Origin of the sequence: Chitinophaga rhizosphaerae, from assembly GCF_003958645.1 — a bacterium.
GTDB classification, from domain to species: domain Bacteria; phylum Bacteroidota; class Bacteroidia; order Chitinophagales; family Chitinophagaceae; genus Chitinophaga; species Chitinophaga rhizosphaerae.
The window spans coordinates 1-16,319 of the sequence record NZ_RXLO01000004.1; the positions used below are offsets into that span (position 1 = coordinate 1).

Sequence of the window (16,319 nt, forward strand, 5' to 3'; positions counted from 1 at the left end):
TGCTGAAGTAATGGACTCCTTCCCCTTTTCTATCGAAACAACTGTTAACTCTTTTTGACGAATACTGTATTTAATGCGTTTGTCCATAAAAATGCCCCCCTAAAGTGTCCAACTTTTGGGGGGCATTACAATTTTCGCCCGGCTTCCACAATTAAAAAGACGTCTTTCGCTCCCCCGTTTTTGGGTCCGTTACAGATATCACACTATCCACAATGAAATTACTATACCCGCGCCAGGGCAACGCCCCCAGGTGCTCCCGGTAATGCAACTCCAGCAACTTCCCGCTACTGCCCATCAGCAACTGCGCCACCTTCTCGTCCGTCACGGAAAACTGGAACTCGTTCGACTGCACGCCGCCCAACGTCTGCGGCTTAAAACCGGACTGGATCAGCCGCCCCTCATAAGTTTTCCAGACATACCCTTTCTCCACGAAGAAGTTCAGCTCCCCCGCCTTGGTACCCCGGCCAAACACAAAGTAATACCGGTAATAAAAGAATCCTCCCAGCACCACCAGGATGATCAACATAATAATGAGTACGAATTTTTTCATATCAGGATTATAAACCGTATTTATCAACCAAATAGATCAACGCCCCCATGCCCACGGCGCCCATTTCCAACTCCCGCTTGTTCACCGCCTCAAATGTATCCGACGCAGCATGATGAATATCAAAATAACGTTGCGAATCGGGAGAAAGTTCAGCCATCGGGATGCCGAACGCCCGGCCCAACGGCGTAATATCCACCCCCGAGCCCACTTCATCGAAATCATACAACCCATAAGGCTGCAGCAACTGCGTCCAGCTCTTTACCCTGGCGCGCTGGGCGTCCGTCATTTCCATGATGAAACCCCTGGGCGTAAATCCCCCGGCATCACTCTCGAGCGCAAACACATGCTTTTCATTGTTCTGCTTCGCCAACTCGGCATACTTCACTCCCCCACGCGTCCCGTTTTCCTCGTTAGCGAACAACACCACCCGGATCGAATGCTTCGGCCGGATCCCCAGCGCCTTGTATGCCCTCAGTATCTCGATCGACTGCACCACGCCGGCACCGTCGTCGTGCGCACCCTCGCAGTTGTCCCACGAATCAAGGTGACCGCCAACCGTTATATATTGATCGGGGAACTCGCTGCCGCGCAATTCTCCGATCACGTTATGACCGATCGTATCCGGCAACATTTCGCAGGTAGTACGAAGGAAAACCTGCATCGTCGGGTCGTTCACGATCCGCTGGCTTAGCCGGTCCGCATCTTTCAACCCGATGGCCACCGCGGCGATCTTCGGGAAAGAATCGTTGTACCGCGTACTGCCGGTATGCGGGTGATTGTCCATACTATGGCTCATGGACCGCACGATCACCGCCACCGCACCGTATTTCGACGCACGGCTGGGCCCCTGGCCACGGAATTTCACGGCATCGCCATAACTATGGAATGTTTTGACGAACGTCGGGTTGAAGGGATAATTATAGAAGACGATCTTCCCTTTCACTTCATTTTTCCGTGCCTCCAGCTCGTCGAAAGATTTTATCTCGATCACGGGCGCCGTTACCCCTTTCCTGCCAGTTCCTACGGAATTCCCCAGTGCCAGGACGTTCAGCGGCGGCACGAAATCGCGCCGGCGGCTCACGATGCGGGCCTGTTCCTTTTCGCCCCGCACCCAATGCGGCACCATGCATTCCTGGGTGAACACCGTGTCGGCTCCGGCGGTTTTCAACGCTTCGGCACCCCATTTTTCGGCCTTCACCATTTGCGGCGACCCGGCCAGGCGGCCGCCGATCTGTTTGGTCAGCACCCGCAGGTTTTCATACGCGGTACTGCGGGTCAACACCTCGTTTGCCAGGCGGCGGATAGCGAGGGAGTCTGACGCCTGCGCACTGGCGGTTTGCACCGAAATGCAGGCCAGCACAGCTAAAATTGGCTTCATCATGTTTAGATCCGGATTTACGGGTTTAAAGCTAACTAATTTTAAAATACTTACCTTAGCAACTCATTAAATCCATTCCCGGATGCGCATTGGAATTGTATGCTACCCTACCTATGGCGGTAGCGGCGTATTGGCGACGGAACTGGGCAAGGCCCTGGCCGACAAGGGGCACCTGGTGCACTTCATCACCTACCAGCAACCCGTCAGACTGAATGCTTTCCACGCCAATATTTATTATCACGAAGTTCAGGTCCCCACATATCCGCTGTTCGATTTCCCGCCCTATGAAAGCGCGCTCAGCAGTACGATGGTAGACGTGATCCTCAATCAGAAACTCGACCTGCTCCACGTTCACTACGCCATCCCCCATGCTTCCACGGCATATATGGCGCAGCAGATCGTCGCCAAGCAAGGCCGGCATATCCCCTTCATCACCACGCTGCACGGCACGGATATTACACTGGTGGGGAAAGACAAAACCTACGCGCCCGTAGTCACCTTTTCCATCAACGAGTCTGACGCCATCACGGCCGTGTCCAACAACCTGCGGGACGAAACCTACAAATCGTTCCCCATCGAAAAGGACATCTCGGTGATTTACAATTTCGTGGATACCGCGCGCTTCAAACGCCGCGAGCTTCCCCATTTCCGCCAGGCCATCGCGCCGAACGGCGAAAAAATCCTCCTCCACGTCTCCAACTTCCGCAAAGTGAAACGCGTTCCGGATGTGGTGAAGGTCTTCCGGCAGGTGCGCGACGTCATGCCCGCCAAGCTCCTCCTCGTGGGCGACGGGCCAGACCGCCCCATGATCGAATGCATGTGCCGCGAAATGGGCCTGTGCGACGATATCCGGTTCGTTGGGAAACAGGAGCAGCTGGAAGATGTCATGTCGATCTCCGACCTTTTCCTCCTCCCGTCCGAATACGAATCCTTTGGCCTCGCCGCCCTGGAAGCCATGGCCAGCCAGGTGCCCGTACTGTCGTCCAACGCCGGCGGCCTCCCCGAGATCAATATCGACGGCGTCACCGGATACTCCAGCCCCGTGGGCGATGTAGACCAGATGGCGGCCCATGCGATCGCTATCCTGCAAGACGAGAAGCTGCTCGCTTCCCTGCGCGCGGGCGCACTCGAACAGGCGCTGCGCTTCCATATCGACAATATCATCCCGCAATATGAAGCGTTGTACGACAACGTGCTCCAGCAATCCGTGGTTCGCAATTAAATGCGGCAAGACATAAAAAAAAGAGCGACGGCATTCCGTCGCTCTTTTTCGTTTCCCGAAACCGGGCCTGTTATTTTCTGAACCAGGTATTGGCGTTCTGCAATTTATCTACTTTATAAATCTGCACTTCCACCACACCGGCGCTTTCTTCTTCATTGGTACGGGCGGTACCGATCACCTGGCCGGTGGTTACCGACTGCCCTGATTTCACGCTGAAACCGGAGAGGCCCACGTAGTTGGTGAAGTACTGACCGTGTTTGATGGTGATGGCGTAGCCGCCGCCGGGGATGGCGAACACGGAGCGCACCTGCCCGCTGAACACCGCTTTCACGTTGCCGCCTTTGCGGGTGGCGAAGATCATGCCGTCGTTTTCTTCAGTGATCTTGATGTCCGGGTTTTTCTGGATGCCGAAGTAACCGATGATGGAACCGGTTTCCACGGGCCAGGGGAGTTTTCCTCTATTGTTCTCGAAGTTTTCTGAAAGGGCGGCAGCTTCGGGCGTGGCTTCCAGTACGTTGTACACGCGTGTCGGCTTTTCAGGCGCCGGAGCCGGGGGCTCGGGCCTGGTTTCCGGAGGCGGAGGCGGTGTTTCCGGTTTATTGTTGGCCGCCGTGTTGTTATTATTGTTCGCCGCATTCTGCGCCGCCGCGGCTTTCGCAGCTTCGCGCGCTGCGGCCAGTGCACGCTGGCGCTCTTCTTCCTTCCGTTTCTTTTCCGCTTCGATCGCTTTCCTGCGGGCCAGTTCTTCCGCCTCGGCTTTCCTGCGCGCTGCTTCGATCTCCTTGCGGATCACCGCGCGGATGAGGTCCTGCACTTTCTTCTGGTCGCGCTGTTTCTGGGCAATATCTCGCGCCAGCTCTTTTTCGCGCCCTTTCAGCTTGCTGATCACCGCGTCTTTTTCCTTCCGGTCTTTCTCGAGGGTCTCACGCTCTGCCTGCTCCGTGGTAAGCGCTGTGGAACGTTTCGCGCGCTGGTCCTGGAGGTTTTTCACTTTCACCCGCAGCTGTTCCTGCGTTTCGATGATATTATCGGCTTGCCGGCGACGGAAATCGCGGTATTGCTGGAGGTATTTATACCGCTTAACGGCATCATTGAAACTTTTGGCGGAGAAAATGAAGTTCAGGAAAGCATAGGAGCTCCTGTTCTTGTACGCCGCCACCACGAGCTGCGCGTATTGTTCCTTGAGGGTATCGAGGTCGCGCTGCAGTGTTTTCACATCGCGAAGCGCCGTGTTGATATCGCCGTTGATGAAGGTGATCTCTTCGTTGATATTGCGGATCATCCGGGTACGCACGTCTATCTTGTTGCGCAGGGCGCGCAGCTGCCCGAGGTTTTCGCGGCTGGATTTCTTCGTTTCCTTCAACATAATTTGCGCGTCCTCCATTTCTTTCTGGAGCTCACGCTTCCTCCGCTCCAGTTCCTCCCGGCTCTGGGTCTGCGCATGCAGCATACCCGGGGCCAGTGCCAGCACCAGGATAAGTAACGGGATGAACTTTTTCAATTGCACCATATTTATAGTTCCGAAATGATGTTTATAACGTTAAATATACAACGAAATTGTGTTCTATTGACGGGTGAAAGACGACGGAATGGGGAACGGGAAGCTCACCGGCTTGTTGAATTCCATCTTCCGGAAGTCGAGCGCCACTTTCATGACCTGCTTTTCCTCCACGTAAATTTTCCGCTGGAAAGCCAGTTTCCGCCCTTCCACCGCTCTGAAATCACCGTAAGTCAGCTCCACCACCCTGGGCGCAGGCCGGGAGCCGTCGGCATCGGAGAGCTTCACCTGCTGGATCAGGTAATCGTCGGCAAACACGTTGAACTGGCTCACGAGGTCTTTCATGTTCGACATGAACGAAACGATCGACTGGGTGCGTACTACCTGCCCTACGGAATCGCCGAGGAACACGGGGTTCCCTACCAGCAGGTCCTGCAGTTCGGTGAGGCCCATTTCCAGTTTCATCAGTTCTTTCCCTTCCGCCGTGCTGCGCAGCGTCACCGTACCTTCCAGCCGGTTGGTCACTTTAATGCTGTCCCGCGTGATGAGGATCCGGGCGCCTTCCACGTTCAGCGGGCCGCCGATGCGTACCCAGATGGCACTGTCGTACTGCATCCGGATGTTCACCCCGAGATTATTGCCTTTCTTCCCCCGGTCGTCTTCGAAATCCATTTTCAAATCGGCGGTGAACGTTTCGTAAGGCACACGGTTGGCCGTCACCCTATCGCGGATTTCGCGGGCTTCGGCGAGGGCTTTTTCCGTGTCCACCGAATCGGGGCGGGCAGCGGGAGCGGTAGTGTCTGACGGAAAGGTGGCGCGTGTGATGCGCGTGGAACGGCAGGAAAATAATGCCAGACTGATCAGCGATGCAACAATTGGAAGTTCTATTTTACGATTCATGATACTGTTCGTCGATTTTTTTGCGCCCGCCATTCAACGGTCGATGTTTTTGATGTAACGCTTCTCCGCGATCTTGCGGGCGAGGCCGTGGGAATTGGCCCCTTTGGCCTTTGCCAGTTGCCAGAATTGCATGGCTTTTTCCTTTTCGTTCAGGTTGAAAAGAATGTCTCCGTAATGCTCCAACACGTCGGGATCCTGTTGCGCGTCGGCAAATTCGAGCGCCTTTTCGATCCACAGCTTGGCATCGCGGTAGCGGCCGAGGCGGAAAAGTATCCATGCATAGGTGTCCATGTAGGTAGGACTGTCGGGCTTCAGCTCGATGGCCGTTCTGGCGAGGGTTTCAGCCTTTTCGAGTTTTTCGCCGCGCATAGACAGGTAATAGCTGTAGTTATTCATGACGATATGGTCTTTCGGCCGCATGCCCAGCACGATCTCGTAACAGCTGTCGCTCCGGGAATGGAGGCCGCTGGCGTGATAGGTGTCTCCCAGCAGGGCGTACACATCCGCCACGAAGCGTTTTTCGCCGCCGATCCCGAGGGCGCCGTTGAGCGCGAAGGCCGCGGCATCATATCGTTGTTTGAAATAATTGGCCAGCCCGTTGAAATAATATCCCATGAATTCCCGCGGGAACTGCTGCATAACGTGGCTGCTCACACGGAGGAGGGAATCGGGCTGTTCGGTCCTGGAATACAGGTACATGAGCTGGTACCACACGCTGAACCGCGTGGAATCCAGGTCCAGCGCGAGTTTATAATTCATCAGCGCGCTGTCCGGCACATTGGCCTGCGAGTACATATCGGCCCTCAGCGCATAGGCTTTCGCTTCACCGGGGTGCGACTCCACGATGAGATTGGCCAGCATGATGCCTTCCGCCTTTTTGGTGGTATCCGTTTCCAGCATCTGCAAATAAGGATATACGAAAGATACCTTTTCGTCGATATTGAAATCCGGGTTATGGAACGCTTTGAGGAGGAATGCGCGGTAGCGCGCCTCGTTGCCGTTCTTCCTTTCCATATTGGCGATGGCGATGAGGGCGCGGGGATGCTGCGGGTCGATCATGAGGATGGTATCGTACACGCCTTTGGCCTGTGCAGAACGGTCAACCGCTTCATAAATTTCCGCCAGGAGGCCCCAGTATCGGAGCTCTTCGGGTTCCTGGGCAATGAGGCGCCGCACTTCCGCGGCCGCATGATCGGGCAAATCGAGCCGCATGAAAATCCGCTGTTTCTGGAAAACGATCTCATCGTTGAGGCCCACGCGCGCTTCGAGGGTATCGAAAATGCGGATGGCGTCGGCGAACTTGCGCGCTTTCGAGAGGGACAGCCCTTTATTGAAAAGGAGATCATCGTCTTGCGGGCTCGCTTTCATAAGCCGGTCGTACACCAAGGCCGCGCTGTCGAACATTTCGTTGACGGAAAATGCTTCGGCCAGCGCCATCTGGTACCATTTGTTGGAGGAGTCCATACCGGCGGCGCGGCGTGCGAAGCCGAGCGCATATTGCGGGTTGCGCGCTTCCATGAACAGGCGGCTCAGCTCGTAATAAATGGCCGCATTATCGCGGTTGAGGCGCAAATAGTCGGAATACTGCGTGATGGCCGTCTTGTAATCGCCGAGCATTTTGGAACGCTGCGCGGCAAAGAAAAGACTGTCCGCCCGCTGCGCCAGGATTTCCTGTTGCAACGGGGCGGGTATCAGGGCGGCGCTTTTGCGCTGGCTGCCGCAGGAAGCGGCGATCACCCCCGATAATGCCAGGATCAGTATGCCGGTGATGCGCATGCTCAGGATTTGCCGGTATGACCGAATCCGCCTTCACCGCGAACGGTATCGCTCAGTTCCACGACTTCGGCAAGCGCAGCCTGCACGAAAGGAGCGATCACCATCTGCGCGATACGGTCGCCGTGCTGGATGGTTTGCGGTTCGGTGGATAAGTTGATGATGATGATCTTGATCTCTCCCCGGTAGTCTGCATCAATCGTGCCGGGCGTATTGAGGAGGGTAAGCCCCTGTTTGATGGCGAGGCCGCTGCGGGGGCGCACCTGTGCTTCGAAACCCGAAGGCAGTTCCATGAAAAGGCCCGTAGGGATGAGGGTACGCTCCATGGGCTGCAGCGTAACGGCAGTTTCCAGGTTGGCACGAAGGTCCATCCCGGCCGCGTCCGCCGTTGCGTATGTGGGAAGCGGATTGCCGGAACGGTTGATGATTTTTACTTGAATATCAGCCATTGAACAAAGGTAACAGTTATCGTTAAAAAGGTTATTGCTTTTCGAGGAGCACGTTGGCATAAGCCACCACACCTTCCTCACGTCCCACGAAGCCGAGCGTTTCTGTTGTGGTTGCCTTGATGGAAACGTCTTCCGCCGTCAGCCCCAGCCGCTGCGCGATCACTTCCTGCATCTGCGGAACGTACGGTTTGATCTTGGGCGCCTGCAGGCAAAGGGTCGCATCCACGTTCACCACGCTGTAGCCTTTGGCTTTGATCAGCTCGCTGCAACGGGTAAGCAATATTTTGCTGTCGATGTCTTTATAGGTATTGTCGGTATCGGGGAAATGCGTCCCGATGTCGCCCAGGGCCGCGGCGCCGAGCATGGCGTCGCAAATGGCATGCAGGAGCACGTCCGCGTCGCTGTGGCCGAGCGCCCCTTTGCTGTGGGGTACCAAAACCCCGCCCAGCCAGAAGTCGCGGCCGGTTACCAGCTGATGAAAATCCACTCCCAATCCAATCCTTAGCTTAGTCATGATCCAGTTTTTTGCTATTCCGTAAAATAATAAATCCTCCAAAAGACCGGAGGATTTATTGCATCTTAAAAAGTATTATGGCAAATATACTATCTATTCCTCATTTGCGCCCAGGTCGAACGTCAGCGAGAAGCGGAGCGTGTTGGACAGCGGGTTGCGCTGGATACCCGTTCCCGAAGGCACGAGGTACGAAAAGTTCAGCCCGAAGATATTGTATTTAACGCCAACACCGGCCGTAAAAAATTTGCGGTTCCCCTTAGACGCGTGCTCGTTGTAATAACCCGCACGAACGGCGAACAGCTCGTTATACCAGTATTCCGCACCTACGGAATACATCAGCTCCTGCATTTCTTCCTTAAACCCGCCCGGTGCATCGCCGAATGAACTGAACATCCCTTCCAGCATGCTTTTGTTAGGAAGGTAGGCGGAATCGCCCTGGTATTGGACAGACGGCACCATCAGTTTATTGATGTCTGCCGTAAAGGTCACTTTGTTGTATTCGTCGATACCGATGGTATACGCGGCGCCCAGTCCCAGGTTGGTCGGCAGAAAGTCTTTCTGCGCGGATTGGGTGTAGGAGATACGGTTACCGATGTTCGAGATGGCGAGACCGGCGCTGAAATTGTTGGTGCCGCCGTTGTTGTTCTCGAAATCCTTGGTGTAGTAAGCGGAAAGGTCGGCAGCCACGGCGCGCCCGGGGCGGATCGTCTGATCGTTGATCGTACCGCTGGCAAGGCTGGAGTGGATGTAGCGGAGCGTAACGCCCATCGACCAGTTTTCGCTCAGTTTACGGGCATAACCCGCGTCGAAAGCGAACTCCCGCGGCCGGAAATTCCCGTCGAACTGGCCGTTGTTATTCCTGAACTCGATATCGCCCAGGGAGAAATAGCGGAGCGATCCGCCGATGGCCTGGTTCTCGTCGAGCTGGGTATAACCCGCCAGCTGGGCGAGAAATACATCGTTCACGAGCTCTTTCAGCCAGGGCGTATAGGTAACCGCTACTGCGGATTTCTTTTTGGCAAACGGAAGCTTGGAAAGGTTCCAGTAAACGGAATTGGCGTCCGGGGAAATGGCAACACCTGCGTCACCCATAGCGCCGCTGCGGGCGTCCGGCGAAATACGCAGGAAAGGCACAGCCGTGCTGATCACATTTGTCCTCCCATCTACAGGATTGGAAGGGTCAAGTTGCGCATTTGCATTGTTTGATAGGCATAGGAAAGAAATGCAAATAACAGCTGTCGATATCCTTGAAAACATGCAATACTATTTAGTTAGCTTAAATGTAAAAATAAGTTCTAATTTATTAAAAGCAATAAACGGGGATGTAACGTATAATATTATGCGCTTAAATATATTCATTTTATAATATACAAATTAATATAATATCATCTTCCCGCCCAAAATACGTTGGCCGCGCTCCCTATTGCTCAAGCTGATTTGATAGAAGTAAATCCCAGGGGTCAGTCTTGCTCCCGATCCGGCGGCACCAGTATTCCATGGTACATCCCCAAAACGGCCGTTCGCTGTATTTATTGTGCTCTTGATCTGCTTTACGGCCTGTCCCGAAGATGCAAAGATAGTGATAACCACGTCAACATCCACATCCTGCCACGGACATTCGATCATGAACCGCACCAAACCCTGTGCCGGGTTCGGGTACGTCCAAACCGCAGGGCCGCTGTCCTCTCCCCCCGCCACCACGAACCTGATCGTCCGGGCCGAGGAGTTATTCCAGGCGTCCCAGGCGCGGATGGTCAGGGTATGCGGCCCGGGGGAAAGGCCTGCCAGGGGGAATTGTACCGTTCCCTCCTGCCAGGTGCCCGGACTGGCGGCATAAAATTCATTCAGGACGAAAAATTGCGCATGGTCGTCGAGCACGGCGGTAATGTCGTGCCCCGTGCCGTTGCCTGTTGCGTTGATCCCGGAAATATCCTTCAAATGCAGCAGCAGCGTGGGCGAAGCCGATGTGCGACCGCCGTCCGTAAACCGAAAATGATCCATCCAGGCCCCGATCCGGGGGCCTTCCCGGTCGGGTTGTCCGCCTTCGGCGGTCCCGCGCAGCCGCATGCCCCGCCAGGCCCCGCCCGCGTCTTCGGATTTCCCTTCCGCGTAAAAGCGCATTACGGCCACCGCACCGGATTGCGACATGTCTTTCGGTACCACGAACCCCGCAGCAAAGCGCCCTGCAATTACAGTATCGCTCCCATGGAACAACAAGCGGTCGTCTTCTGCGAACGCCGCCTGCTGGCTACCGGGGTCGTTGGCGCGGGTGAACCGCTGCCCCGGCGCGTCGTGGACGGAAATATGCACCCGGCCATGAAAACCGGTCCGCACATTCCCGCTCCCATCCCTCACACTGCCCGAAAGCCGGTAAAAACCCAGCGCCTTGAGGGAATCCGCGGCATCGGCGGCTTTCCCGTTTACCGAATCCAGGAATATCCGCTGCTGCGGAAAAGCGATGGCCATGGCCGGATCGCCCAGGAGCTGGAACTTCCGGTTATTGACCGCATCGGCCGATTGCGCATAAGTGGCGTTTTTGGCGCGCATCGCCCCTTCGCCCAGGAGCGGCATTTTCCCGGAAGCGCCCGGGCGGAAAGCCTCGCGGAAGTAATTGGCGTTCATCACTTTATTGGAAGCGGCGAGCACGGCGCGGGTGGTGGTCAGCAAAGCGATCGCCCCGCCATTTTTTCGCAGCAGCAACTGCTCGCCCAGCGGCCGGACCTCCGGCTGATCGAACGGCGCAAAGTCGCAGGTAGCGGTAATCAGCAGGGGCAACCGTTCGGTGTTGTCCCATTGCGCGGCAGACGTTTCGCTGAGAATAGCCTCCTCCGCCAGCCGCGCCGCGCTGCCATGGCCGCTGTAATTCCATACCAGGTTGCCGGCGTTCATCCGGTGGCGGACGGCCTCGTTCACAGCAGGATAACGGCTGCCCGATGCGCCCGCCACCTGGGGATATGCGTCGAGGTAAATCTTGTTGATATGGAAGTCCGGGGATGCTCCTGCCACCATGTTCGCCACGGATTCCGCGTCGTCGAAATGAAGATTGGCATCTTCATCGTCTGCCACGAAAGTCAGCTCCTGGCGCCACTCCCCGAAAGAAGCGGGCGATTCGTAACGCATGATCTTATCCACCACCGAAGCCGCCTCTTCCACCGTCGACACCGGAAGTCGGCCAACGGCTACATCGAGCAGAGCACCATGTTCCGAAATATCATCGTTATCATCGAGGAAGGCGTAGAAATCGTCGCTGGGATGGGTATTGAGGCCGTGCAGCGACGCGGGGCTTTGCCAAACCGGCACGCTTTCCGCAGTAGATTTTTTATAGTTATAACCGGCGCGCCCCATGAGCAGCACGAACCGCAGGGTTTTGCGGTCGTAATGCATTTTGAGGAAATCCCGCAGCGCCGAGGGGTCCGCCGATCCGCCGCCGAACTCGTTCCAGATCAGGTCGGTAGTTACGCAGCTGACGCTCAGGCCGGAATGATCGCGTCGCCAGGCGGCGAGTTTTTCGGCCTGTGGCAGGAGTTGTCCCGACGTGATGATGAGCATTTGCGCGGGCGCCTGGCCGTGAAGGTCCTGGTTCGCGACCGGCCCGATGTACGCAGGTTCTGGCAGGCCATCCGGCCGGAAGGCGGCATATTCGCGCAATACGCCCGCATCGCGCGAGAAGCGTAAGGTATTATTGGATGATTCCGTTGATAGCTGGACAGGCCGTTGCGGATCGGTGACGTCCCAGACCCGGGTGCCGGGGTCTGTTCCGGAGATCTCGAACCCGGCGGTTTTGCCCGTGCCGAAGCTGCGGGTGTCGCGGAAAAGCAGGGAGCCTTGCGCCGGAAGCGCAAGCGGGGCGCGGCCTTCGATCGTAAAAAAATCCAGCCAACCCTGTGCGCTTGCGTTTCCGGAAAAGGTAACGGTCACGTTGGCGGGATGAGTGGCAGGGAAGGAACCGTTCACCGTAGCCGCGTAGGTATCGAAGATATTGCCGGGTACGGGTGGCGGGAAGAGCGTTCCCAGCGCCTGGCCGCCCGCTGCGACCCCGAACTTCGCGCCGGATGTGGATCGCGCGGCGAAGCGAATCCGCAACACCGCGTCCGTCAGGTTCGCAGGTACATTCGTGGGGTATGTGCGCACCAGGGCGTCTTCCGGCAGGGAGGAAAATCGGGCGCCCATCCATTGTTTCCCGCCGGAAAGTATATTGTGTTTGTCTTGCTCGAAAACGCTGAGGTAATCGTACTCCTTGTTATATTCTGTCACCGGCGGCTTTCCCGCGTCTGCAGGGATCCGGAGCCCGCCGGCACCGAGGGTAATGAAATAACAGACCGAATCCGCATACAAGTTGGAGCGGTGTTCCCATTCCCCGGCGGAAAATTGCCGGCGGAGGGGGCCGGGCGCATAAAATAAAATGTAATCGTTGCCGTTTAGAATACCGTCGCCCCCGTCAACGATGGTCAGGGCGATTTCGGGGAGATCGTCGGGCCGTGGGATGGCATTATCTTCCGGTAGCATATCGCCGCCGTGGCTGAAGATGCGGACGGTGGAGGAGGGTTTCCCTTCGGCCGGGAGCCCCCAGCGCTGCAGGGCCTGCAGGGGAATGCGGTAGACGCCGGGCTGTGAAACGGAGACTTTCCGCCATTGACCATCTGCCAGCACCGACCGGGATGCATACTGCCGTTGCGCCGCCGAATCGAGGGCGGGCAGCAGGCAAATGGCCAGGGCCAGGAAGCGGGTTCTCCGGGGGGCGATGCGCATAAGGTCGGAAAGCTTGTATCACACAAACCTAATATATATCAGGGAGTTTCACAACGCCCGTTACACGCACCTGTTTACAGATTATTTATTTTTGCTATAAAATAAAAAGAATTACATTTGCGTTTACCTATTTGAATACCTAAATTGTATCGATCAAAAGCTGTTATCGCATGCACAGATTAACCTCCTTATCCTTGATTGTGGGCACCAGCGTGGTAATGTCCATGTCTGCCTGCAGCAAGAACGGCGGCGGCGGACTGTTCGGGAAGAAGAAGGACGCTTCTTCCGCTACGGGCTGGAATTATAACGACCCCAAGATGGGTGGTTTCTCCGTTGCCAAGAGCAAAGACCAGTTCACTGGTCCGGGACTTGTGTTCGTTCAGGGCGGTACTTTCGCCATGGGCGCCACGGAGCAGGATGTGATGGGCGACTGGAACAATATCCCCCGCCGTATTACGGTTTCGTCGTTTTATATCGACGAGAATGAAGTATCCAACGTGAACTACCGCGAGTACCTGTTCTGGCTGAGCCGTGTGTACGGAGAATCTTTCCCCGACGTTTACCGCGGCGCTTTGCCGGACTCTCTCGTTTGGCGTAGCGAACTGGCTTACAACGAGCCGCTCGTGGAATACTACTTCCGTCACCCCGCCTATAATGATTACCCGGTGGTGGGCGTTTCCTGGAAACAGGCGACCGATTACGCCAAATGGCGATCCAACCGTGTGAACGAAAAACTCCTCATGGACGCCGGCCTTCTTTCCAAGGCAGACATCATGAACCAGGCAGACGATAACACGTTCGATTCCAAAGCCTACATGGCCGGCCTGTACGAAGGTACGCCGGGCAAAATGACCAAATCCGCGAAGAAACAATTCGCCAACGCCGACGGTTCTCCCCGTGGCGCGCAGTTCGAAGACGGTATCATGCTGCCGAACTACCGCCTGCCCACGGAAGCAGAATGGGAATACGCCGCATTGGGATATATCGGTCAGAACCCCAACCCTTCCAAGAAAGAAGGCAAACGCGGGGAAGAGCTGATCCTCAACAAACAGATCTACTCCTGGGGCACCAACAACGCCGGCCTGCGCGATATCCGCCGCGGTAACTGGCAAGGTCAGTTCCTGGCGAACTTCAAACGCGGCTCGGGCGACAACATGGGTATGGCCGGCGGCCTGAACGACCGGGCTTCCATCCCCGCTCCCGTTCGTTCGTTCTTCCCCAACAACTTCGGCGTGTATAACATGTCGGGTAACGTGAGCGAGTGGGTGAACGACGTGTACAGGCCGTTGACCACCATCGATGGTGATGACTTCAACTACTTCCGTGGTAACAAATTCCAGACGGTATATCAAAACGAGAACAAGGAGTTCGAAAAAGACAGCCTGGGCGTGCTGAAAATGCGCGACGTAACGGATGAAGAATCCGCCAGCCGTCTGAACTACCAGAAAGGCGACGTGATCAACTACCTGGATGGTGACTCCCTTTCGCTCGTGGAATACGGTTACGGCATCACAACCCTGATCAATGACAAATCCCGCGTGATCAAAGGTGGTAGCTGGAACGACCGTGCCTACTGGCTTTCTCCCGGCACCCGCCGCTACATGCAGGAAGAAATGGCCACCAACACCGTAGGCTTCCGTTGCGCAATGGACCGTGTGGGCAGCCCCGAAGGCAACAAGTTTAAAACGGGTCAGGTATTCCGCGCCCAGCGCCAGAAACGCTAATCCGCTCTTTTAGCATACAGGAAAGGCTGACCGCATGGTCAGCCTTTTACTTTTGTGGCGGATGCATTACTGGCGGCCGGATTCCCCGGAACCCTATCCTGCAGTACTGACGCTGACCATGAATATCATTCAGGAAAGCCGATAGAAGCGACCTTCGGTTTTCATCCGGCATAAACAAACAAGGCTGACCATTACGGTCAGCCTTGTTATTTCGCGGGATTGGCGCGGATATTCTTACGCTTTGGCTTAGCGTTTTTTCGCTTTAGCCTTGGGAGCGGGCTTTGCTTTTACCTTGGCCTTTGCTTTCGGAGCCGGTTTCGGTTTTGCTTTCACGGCGGCTTTTTTGGCTACCGGCTTCGCTTTGGAGGCGGCTTTCTTCGCTACCGGTTTCGCTTTTGCTTTCGCCTTGGCTTTGGGAGCGGGTTTGGCTTTCGCTACAGCTTTCTTCGCTACGGGTTTCGCTTTAACGGCGGCTTTCTTCGCTACGGGCTTTGCCTTCACTTTCGCCTTGGCTTTGGGAGCAGGTTTGGTTTTGGCTACAGCTTTTTTCGCTATGGGTTTCGCTTTAACGGCAGCTTTCTTCGCCACCGGTTTTGCTTTTACTTTCGCCTTGGCTTTGGGAGCGGGTTTGGCTTTCGCAACGGCTTTCTTGGCTACGGGTTTAGCTTTAACGGCTGTTTTCGCTTTCGCTTTGGGAGCGGGTTTTGCTTTGGCGGCGGCTTTTTTCGCTACGGGTTTTGCTTTCGCAGCAGCTTTTTTGGCGGCAGGCTTGGCAGCAGCCTTTTTAGCAGCGGGTTTGGCAGGTGCAGCTTTAGCGGCGGCTTTTTTGGCGGCGGGCTTCGCTTTGGTAGCGGCTTTCGCTTTCGGAGCCGGTTTTGCCTTGGCAGCGGGCTTTTTAGCAGGCGCTGCAGGTGCCGCTTTCTTTTCAGCGGGAGCGGCCTTCTTTTTTGCAGGCGCTTTTTTAGCTGGCGCGGCCGGAGCAGGCGCAGCAGCGGGAGCGGCAGCAACTTCAACGGCAGCTTCCGTGGTTGCGGCGGTTACGGGCTCGGCGGCTTTTTCTTCTTCCGGTTTCACATCCACCCAACCGTCCGTATTACCTTCCCAAAGTGCGATGATCTCGCGGGCGTGGTCTCCGTTGTCAGGCTTCGCGATGATGTGGGCGATGTTGCCTTCCTCATCGATGAGGAATGTGGTACGATGGGTACCGTCGTAAGTACGGCCCATGAATGTCTTTTCTCCCCAAACGCCGTAGGCATTCAGGATGTCGTGGCCGGTATCCACGAGAATGGGGAAGGGCAGGTCGTACTTGTCGCTAAATTTCTTGTGGCTTGCCGCGTCATCCTCACTAACCCCGATCACGGCATACCCCCTGTTCAACAGCTGGGAATGGTGATCGCGCAGATTGCAGGCCTGGGTTGTACAGCCTGGCGTCATGTCGTGCGGATAAAAATAGAGGATGACTTTCTTTCCTCTGAAATCGGCCAGCGATATGGTGTTACCATGCTGGTCCACGGCGGAAAAGTCGGGGGCGCTTACCCCAGGTTGCAGATGCGTCATGGTGT

Annotated in this window: 12 protein-coding genes; 2 read left to right on the forward strand and 10 right to left on the reverse strand. The window is 56.0% G+C overall.

The window, feature by feature from the left end:
- Window positions 1–151: 151 nt before the first annotated feature.
- Both EJ361_RS10530 and EJ361_RS10535 read right to left on the reverse strand, forming a co-directional pair.
- Window positions 152–550: a hypothetical protein gene (locus tag EJ361_RS10530; protein WP_126245586.1), complete on the reverse strand. Its 399-nt coding sequence runs from the start codon at window positions 548–550 to the stop codon at window positions 152–154.
- A gap of 7 nt (window positions 551–557) precedes the next feature.
- Window positions 558–1,928: a M20/M25/M40 family metallo-hydrolase gene (locus tag EJ361_RS10535; RefSeq protein ID WP_126245587.1), complete on the reverse strand. Its 1,371-nt coding sequence runs from the start codon at window positions 1,926–1,928 to the stop codon at window positions 558–560.
- Between the two features lie 82 nt (window positions 1,929–2,010).
- Between EJ361_RS10535 and bshA the strand changes: the two genes are divergently transcribed.
- Window positions 2,011–3,150, forward strand: a complete 1,140-nt coding sequence (gene bshA / locus EJ361_RS10540; protein WP_126245588.1) for an N-acetyl-alpha-D-glucosaminyl L-malate synthase BshA — start codon at window positions 2,011–2,013, stop codon at window positions 3,148–3,150.
- Between the two features lie 70 nt (window positions 3,151–3,220).
- On the opposite strand, the gene EJ361_RS10545 is transcribed toward bshA, so the two are convergent.
- The 7 genes from EJ361_RS10545 to porU form a co-directional block, all read right to left on the reverse strand.
- Window positions 3,221–4,651, reverse strand: a complete 1,431-nt coding sequence (locus EJ361_RS10545; protein ID WP_126245589.1) for a murein hydrolase activator EnvC family protein — start codon at window positions 4,649–4,651, stop codon at window positions 3,221–3,223.
- 63 nt (window positions 4,652–4,714) lie between these two features.
- The gene (locus EJ361_RS10550; protein ID WP_164714170.1) at window positions 4,715–5,548 is read right to left on the reverse strand and encodes a DUF4292 domain-containing protein; all 834 of its coding nucleotides are present in this window, start codon (window positions 5,546–5,548) and stop codon (window positions 4,715–4,717) included.
- Between the two features lie 33 nt (window positions 5,549–5,581).
- A complete protein-coding gene (locus EJ361_RS10555; RefSeq protein ID WP_126245591.1) occupies window positions 5,582–7,324 on the reverse strand; it encodes a tetratricopeptide repeat protein in 1,743 nt (580 codons plus the stop codon).
- 2 nt (window positions 7,325–7,326) lie between these two features.
- On the reverse strand, window positions 7,327–7,770 hold the full coding sequence (dut, locus tag EJ361_RS10560) for a dUTP diphosphatase (RefSeq protein ID WP_126245592.1): 444 nt from the start codon (window positions 7,768–7,770) through the stop codon (window positions 7,327–7,329).
- Between the two features lie 31 nt (window positions 7,771–7,801).
- On the reverse strand, window positions 7,802–8,284 hold the full coding sequence (gene ispF, locus EJ361_RS10565) for a 2-C-methyl-D-erythritol 2,4-cyclodiphosphate synthase (protein ID WP_126245593.1): 483 nt from the start codon (window positions 8,282–8,284) through the stop codon (window positions 7,802–7,804).
- Between the two features lie 93 nt (window positions 8,285–8,377).
- Window positions 8,378–9,541, reverse strand: coding sequence for a type IX secretion system outer membrane channel protein PorV (gene porV, locus EJ361_RS10570; RefSeq protein WP_126245594.1), 1,164 nt, complete (start codon window positions 9,539–9,541; stop codon window positions 8,378–8,380).
- Window positions 9,542–9,658: 117 nt separating this feature from the next.
- Window positions 9,659–13,033, reverse strand: coding sequence for a type IX secretion system sortase PorU (porU, locus tag EJ361_RS10575; RefSeq protein WP_126245595.1), 3,375 nt, complete (start codon window positions 13,031–13,033; stop codon window positions 9,659–9,661).
- A gap of 170 nt (window positions 13,034–13,203) precedes the next feature.
- Between porU and EJ361_RS10580 the strand changes: the two genes are divergently transcribed.
- Complete coding sequence (locus tag EJ361_RS10580; RefSeq protein ID WP_126245596.1) at window positions 13,204–14,757, forward strand: SUMF1/EgtB/PvdO family nonheme iron enzyme; 1,554 nt, start codon at window positions 13,204–13,206, stop codon at window positions 14,755–14,757.
- Window positions 14,758–15,003: 246 nt separating this feature from the next.
- Here EJ361_RS10580 and bcp read toward each other — a convergent pair whose 3' ends face one another.
- Window positions 15,004–16,314, reverse strand: a complete 1,311-nt coding sequence (bcp, locus tag EJ361_RS10585; RefSeq protein ID WP_126245597.1) for a thioredoxin-dependent thiol peroxidase — start codon at window positions 16,312–16,314, stop codon at window positions 15,004–15,006.
- Window positions 16,315–16,319 lie beyond the last annotated feature (5 nt).

Bases quoted from the DNA above. Each gene is read 5' to 3' on its own strand.
- ispF (WP_126245593.1), bottom strand. From the start codon at position 8,284: ATGACTAAGCTAAGGATTGGATTGGGAGTGGATTTTCATCAGCTGGTA.
- EJ361_RS10580 (WP_126245596.1), top strand. From the start codon at position 13,204: ATGCACAGATTAACCTCCTTATCCTTGATTGTGGGCACCAGCGTGGTA.
- bshA (WP_126245588.1), top strand. From the start codon at position 2,011: ATGCGCATTGGAATTGTATGCTACCCTACCTATGGCGGTAGCGGCGTA.
- EJ361_RS10535 (WP_126245587.1), bottom strand. From the start codon at position 1,928: ATGAAGCCAATTTTAGCTGTGCTGGCCTGCATTTCGGTGCAAACCGCC.
- EJ361_RS10550 (WP_164714170.1), bottom strand. From the start codon at position 5,548: ATGAATCGTAAAATAGAACTTCCAATTGTTGCATCGCTGATCAGTCTG.
- porU (WP_126245595.1), bottom strand. From the start codon at position 13,033: ATGCGCATCGCCCCCCGGAGAACCCGCTTCCTGGCCCTGGCCATTTGC.
- EJ361_RS10530 (WP_126245586.1), bottom strand. From the start codon at position 550: ATGAAAAAATTCGTACTCATTATTATGTTGATCATCCTGGTGGTGCTG.
- EJ361_RS10555 (WP_126245591.1), bottom strand. From the start codon at position 7,324: ATGCGCATCACCGGCATACTGATCCTGGCATTATCGGGGGTGATCGCC.
- bcp (WP_126245597.1), bottom strand. From the start codon at position 16,314: ATGACGCATCTGCAACCTGGGGTAAGCGCCCCCGACTTTTCCGCCGTG.
- dut (WP_126245592.1), bottom strand. From the start codon at position 7,770: ATGGCTGATATTCAAGTAAAAATCATCAACCGTTCCGGCAATCCGCTT.
- porV (WP_126245594.1), bottom strand. From the start codon at position 9,541: ATGTTTTCAAGGATATCGACAGCTGTTATTTGCATTTCTTTCCTATGC.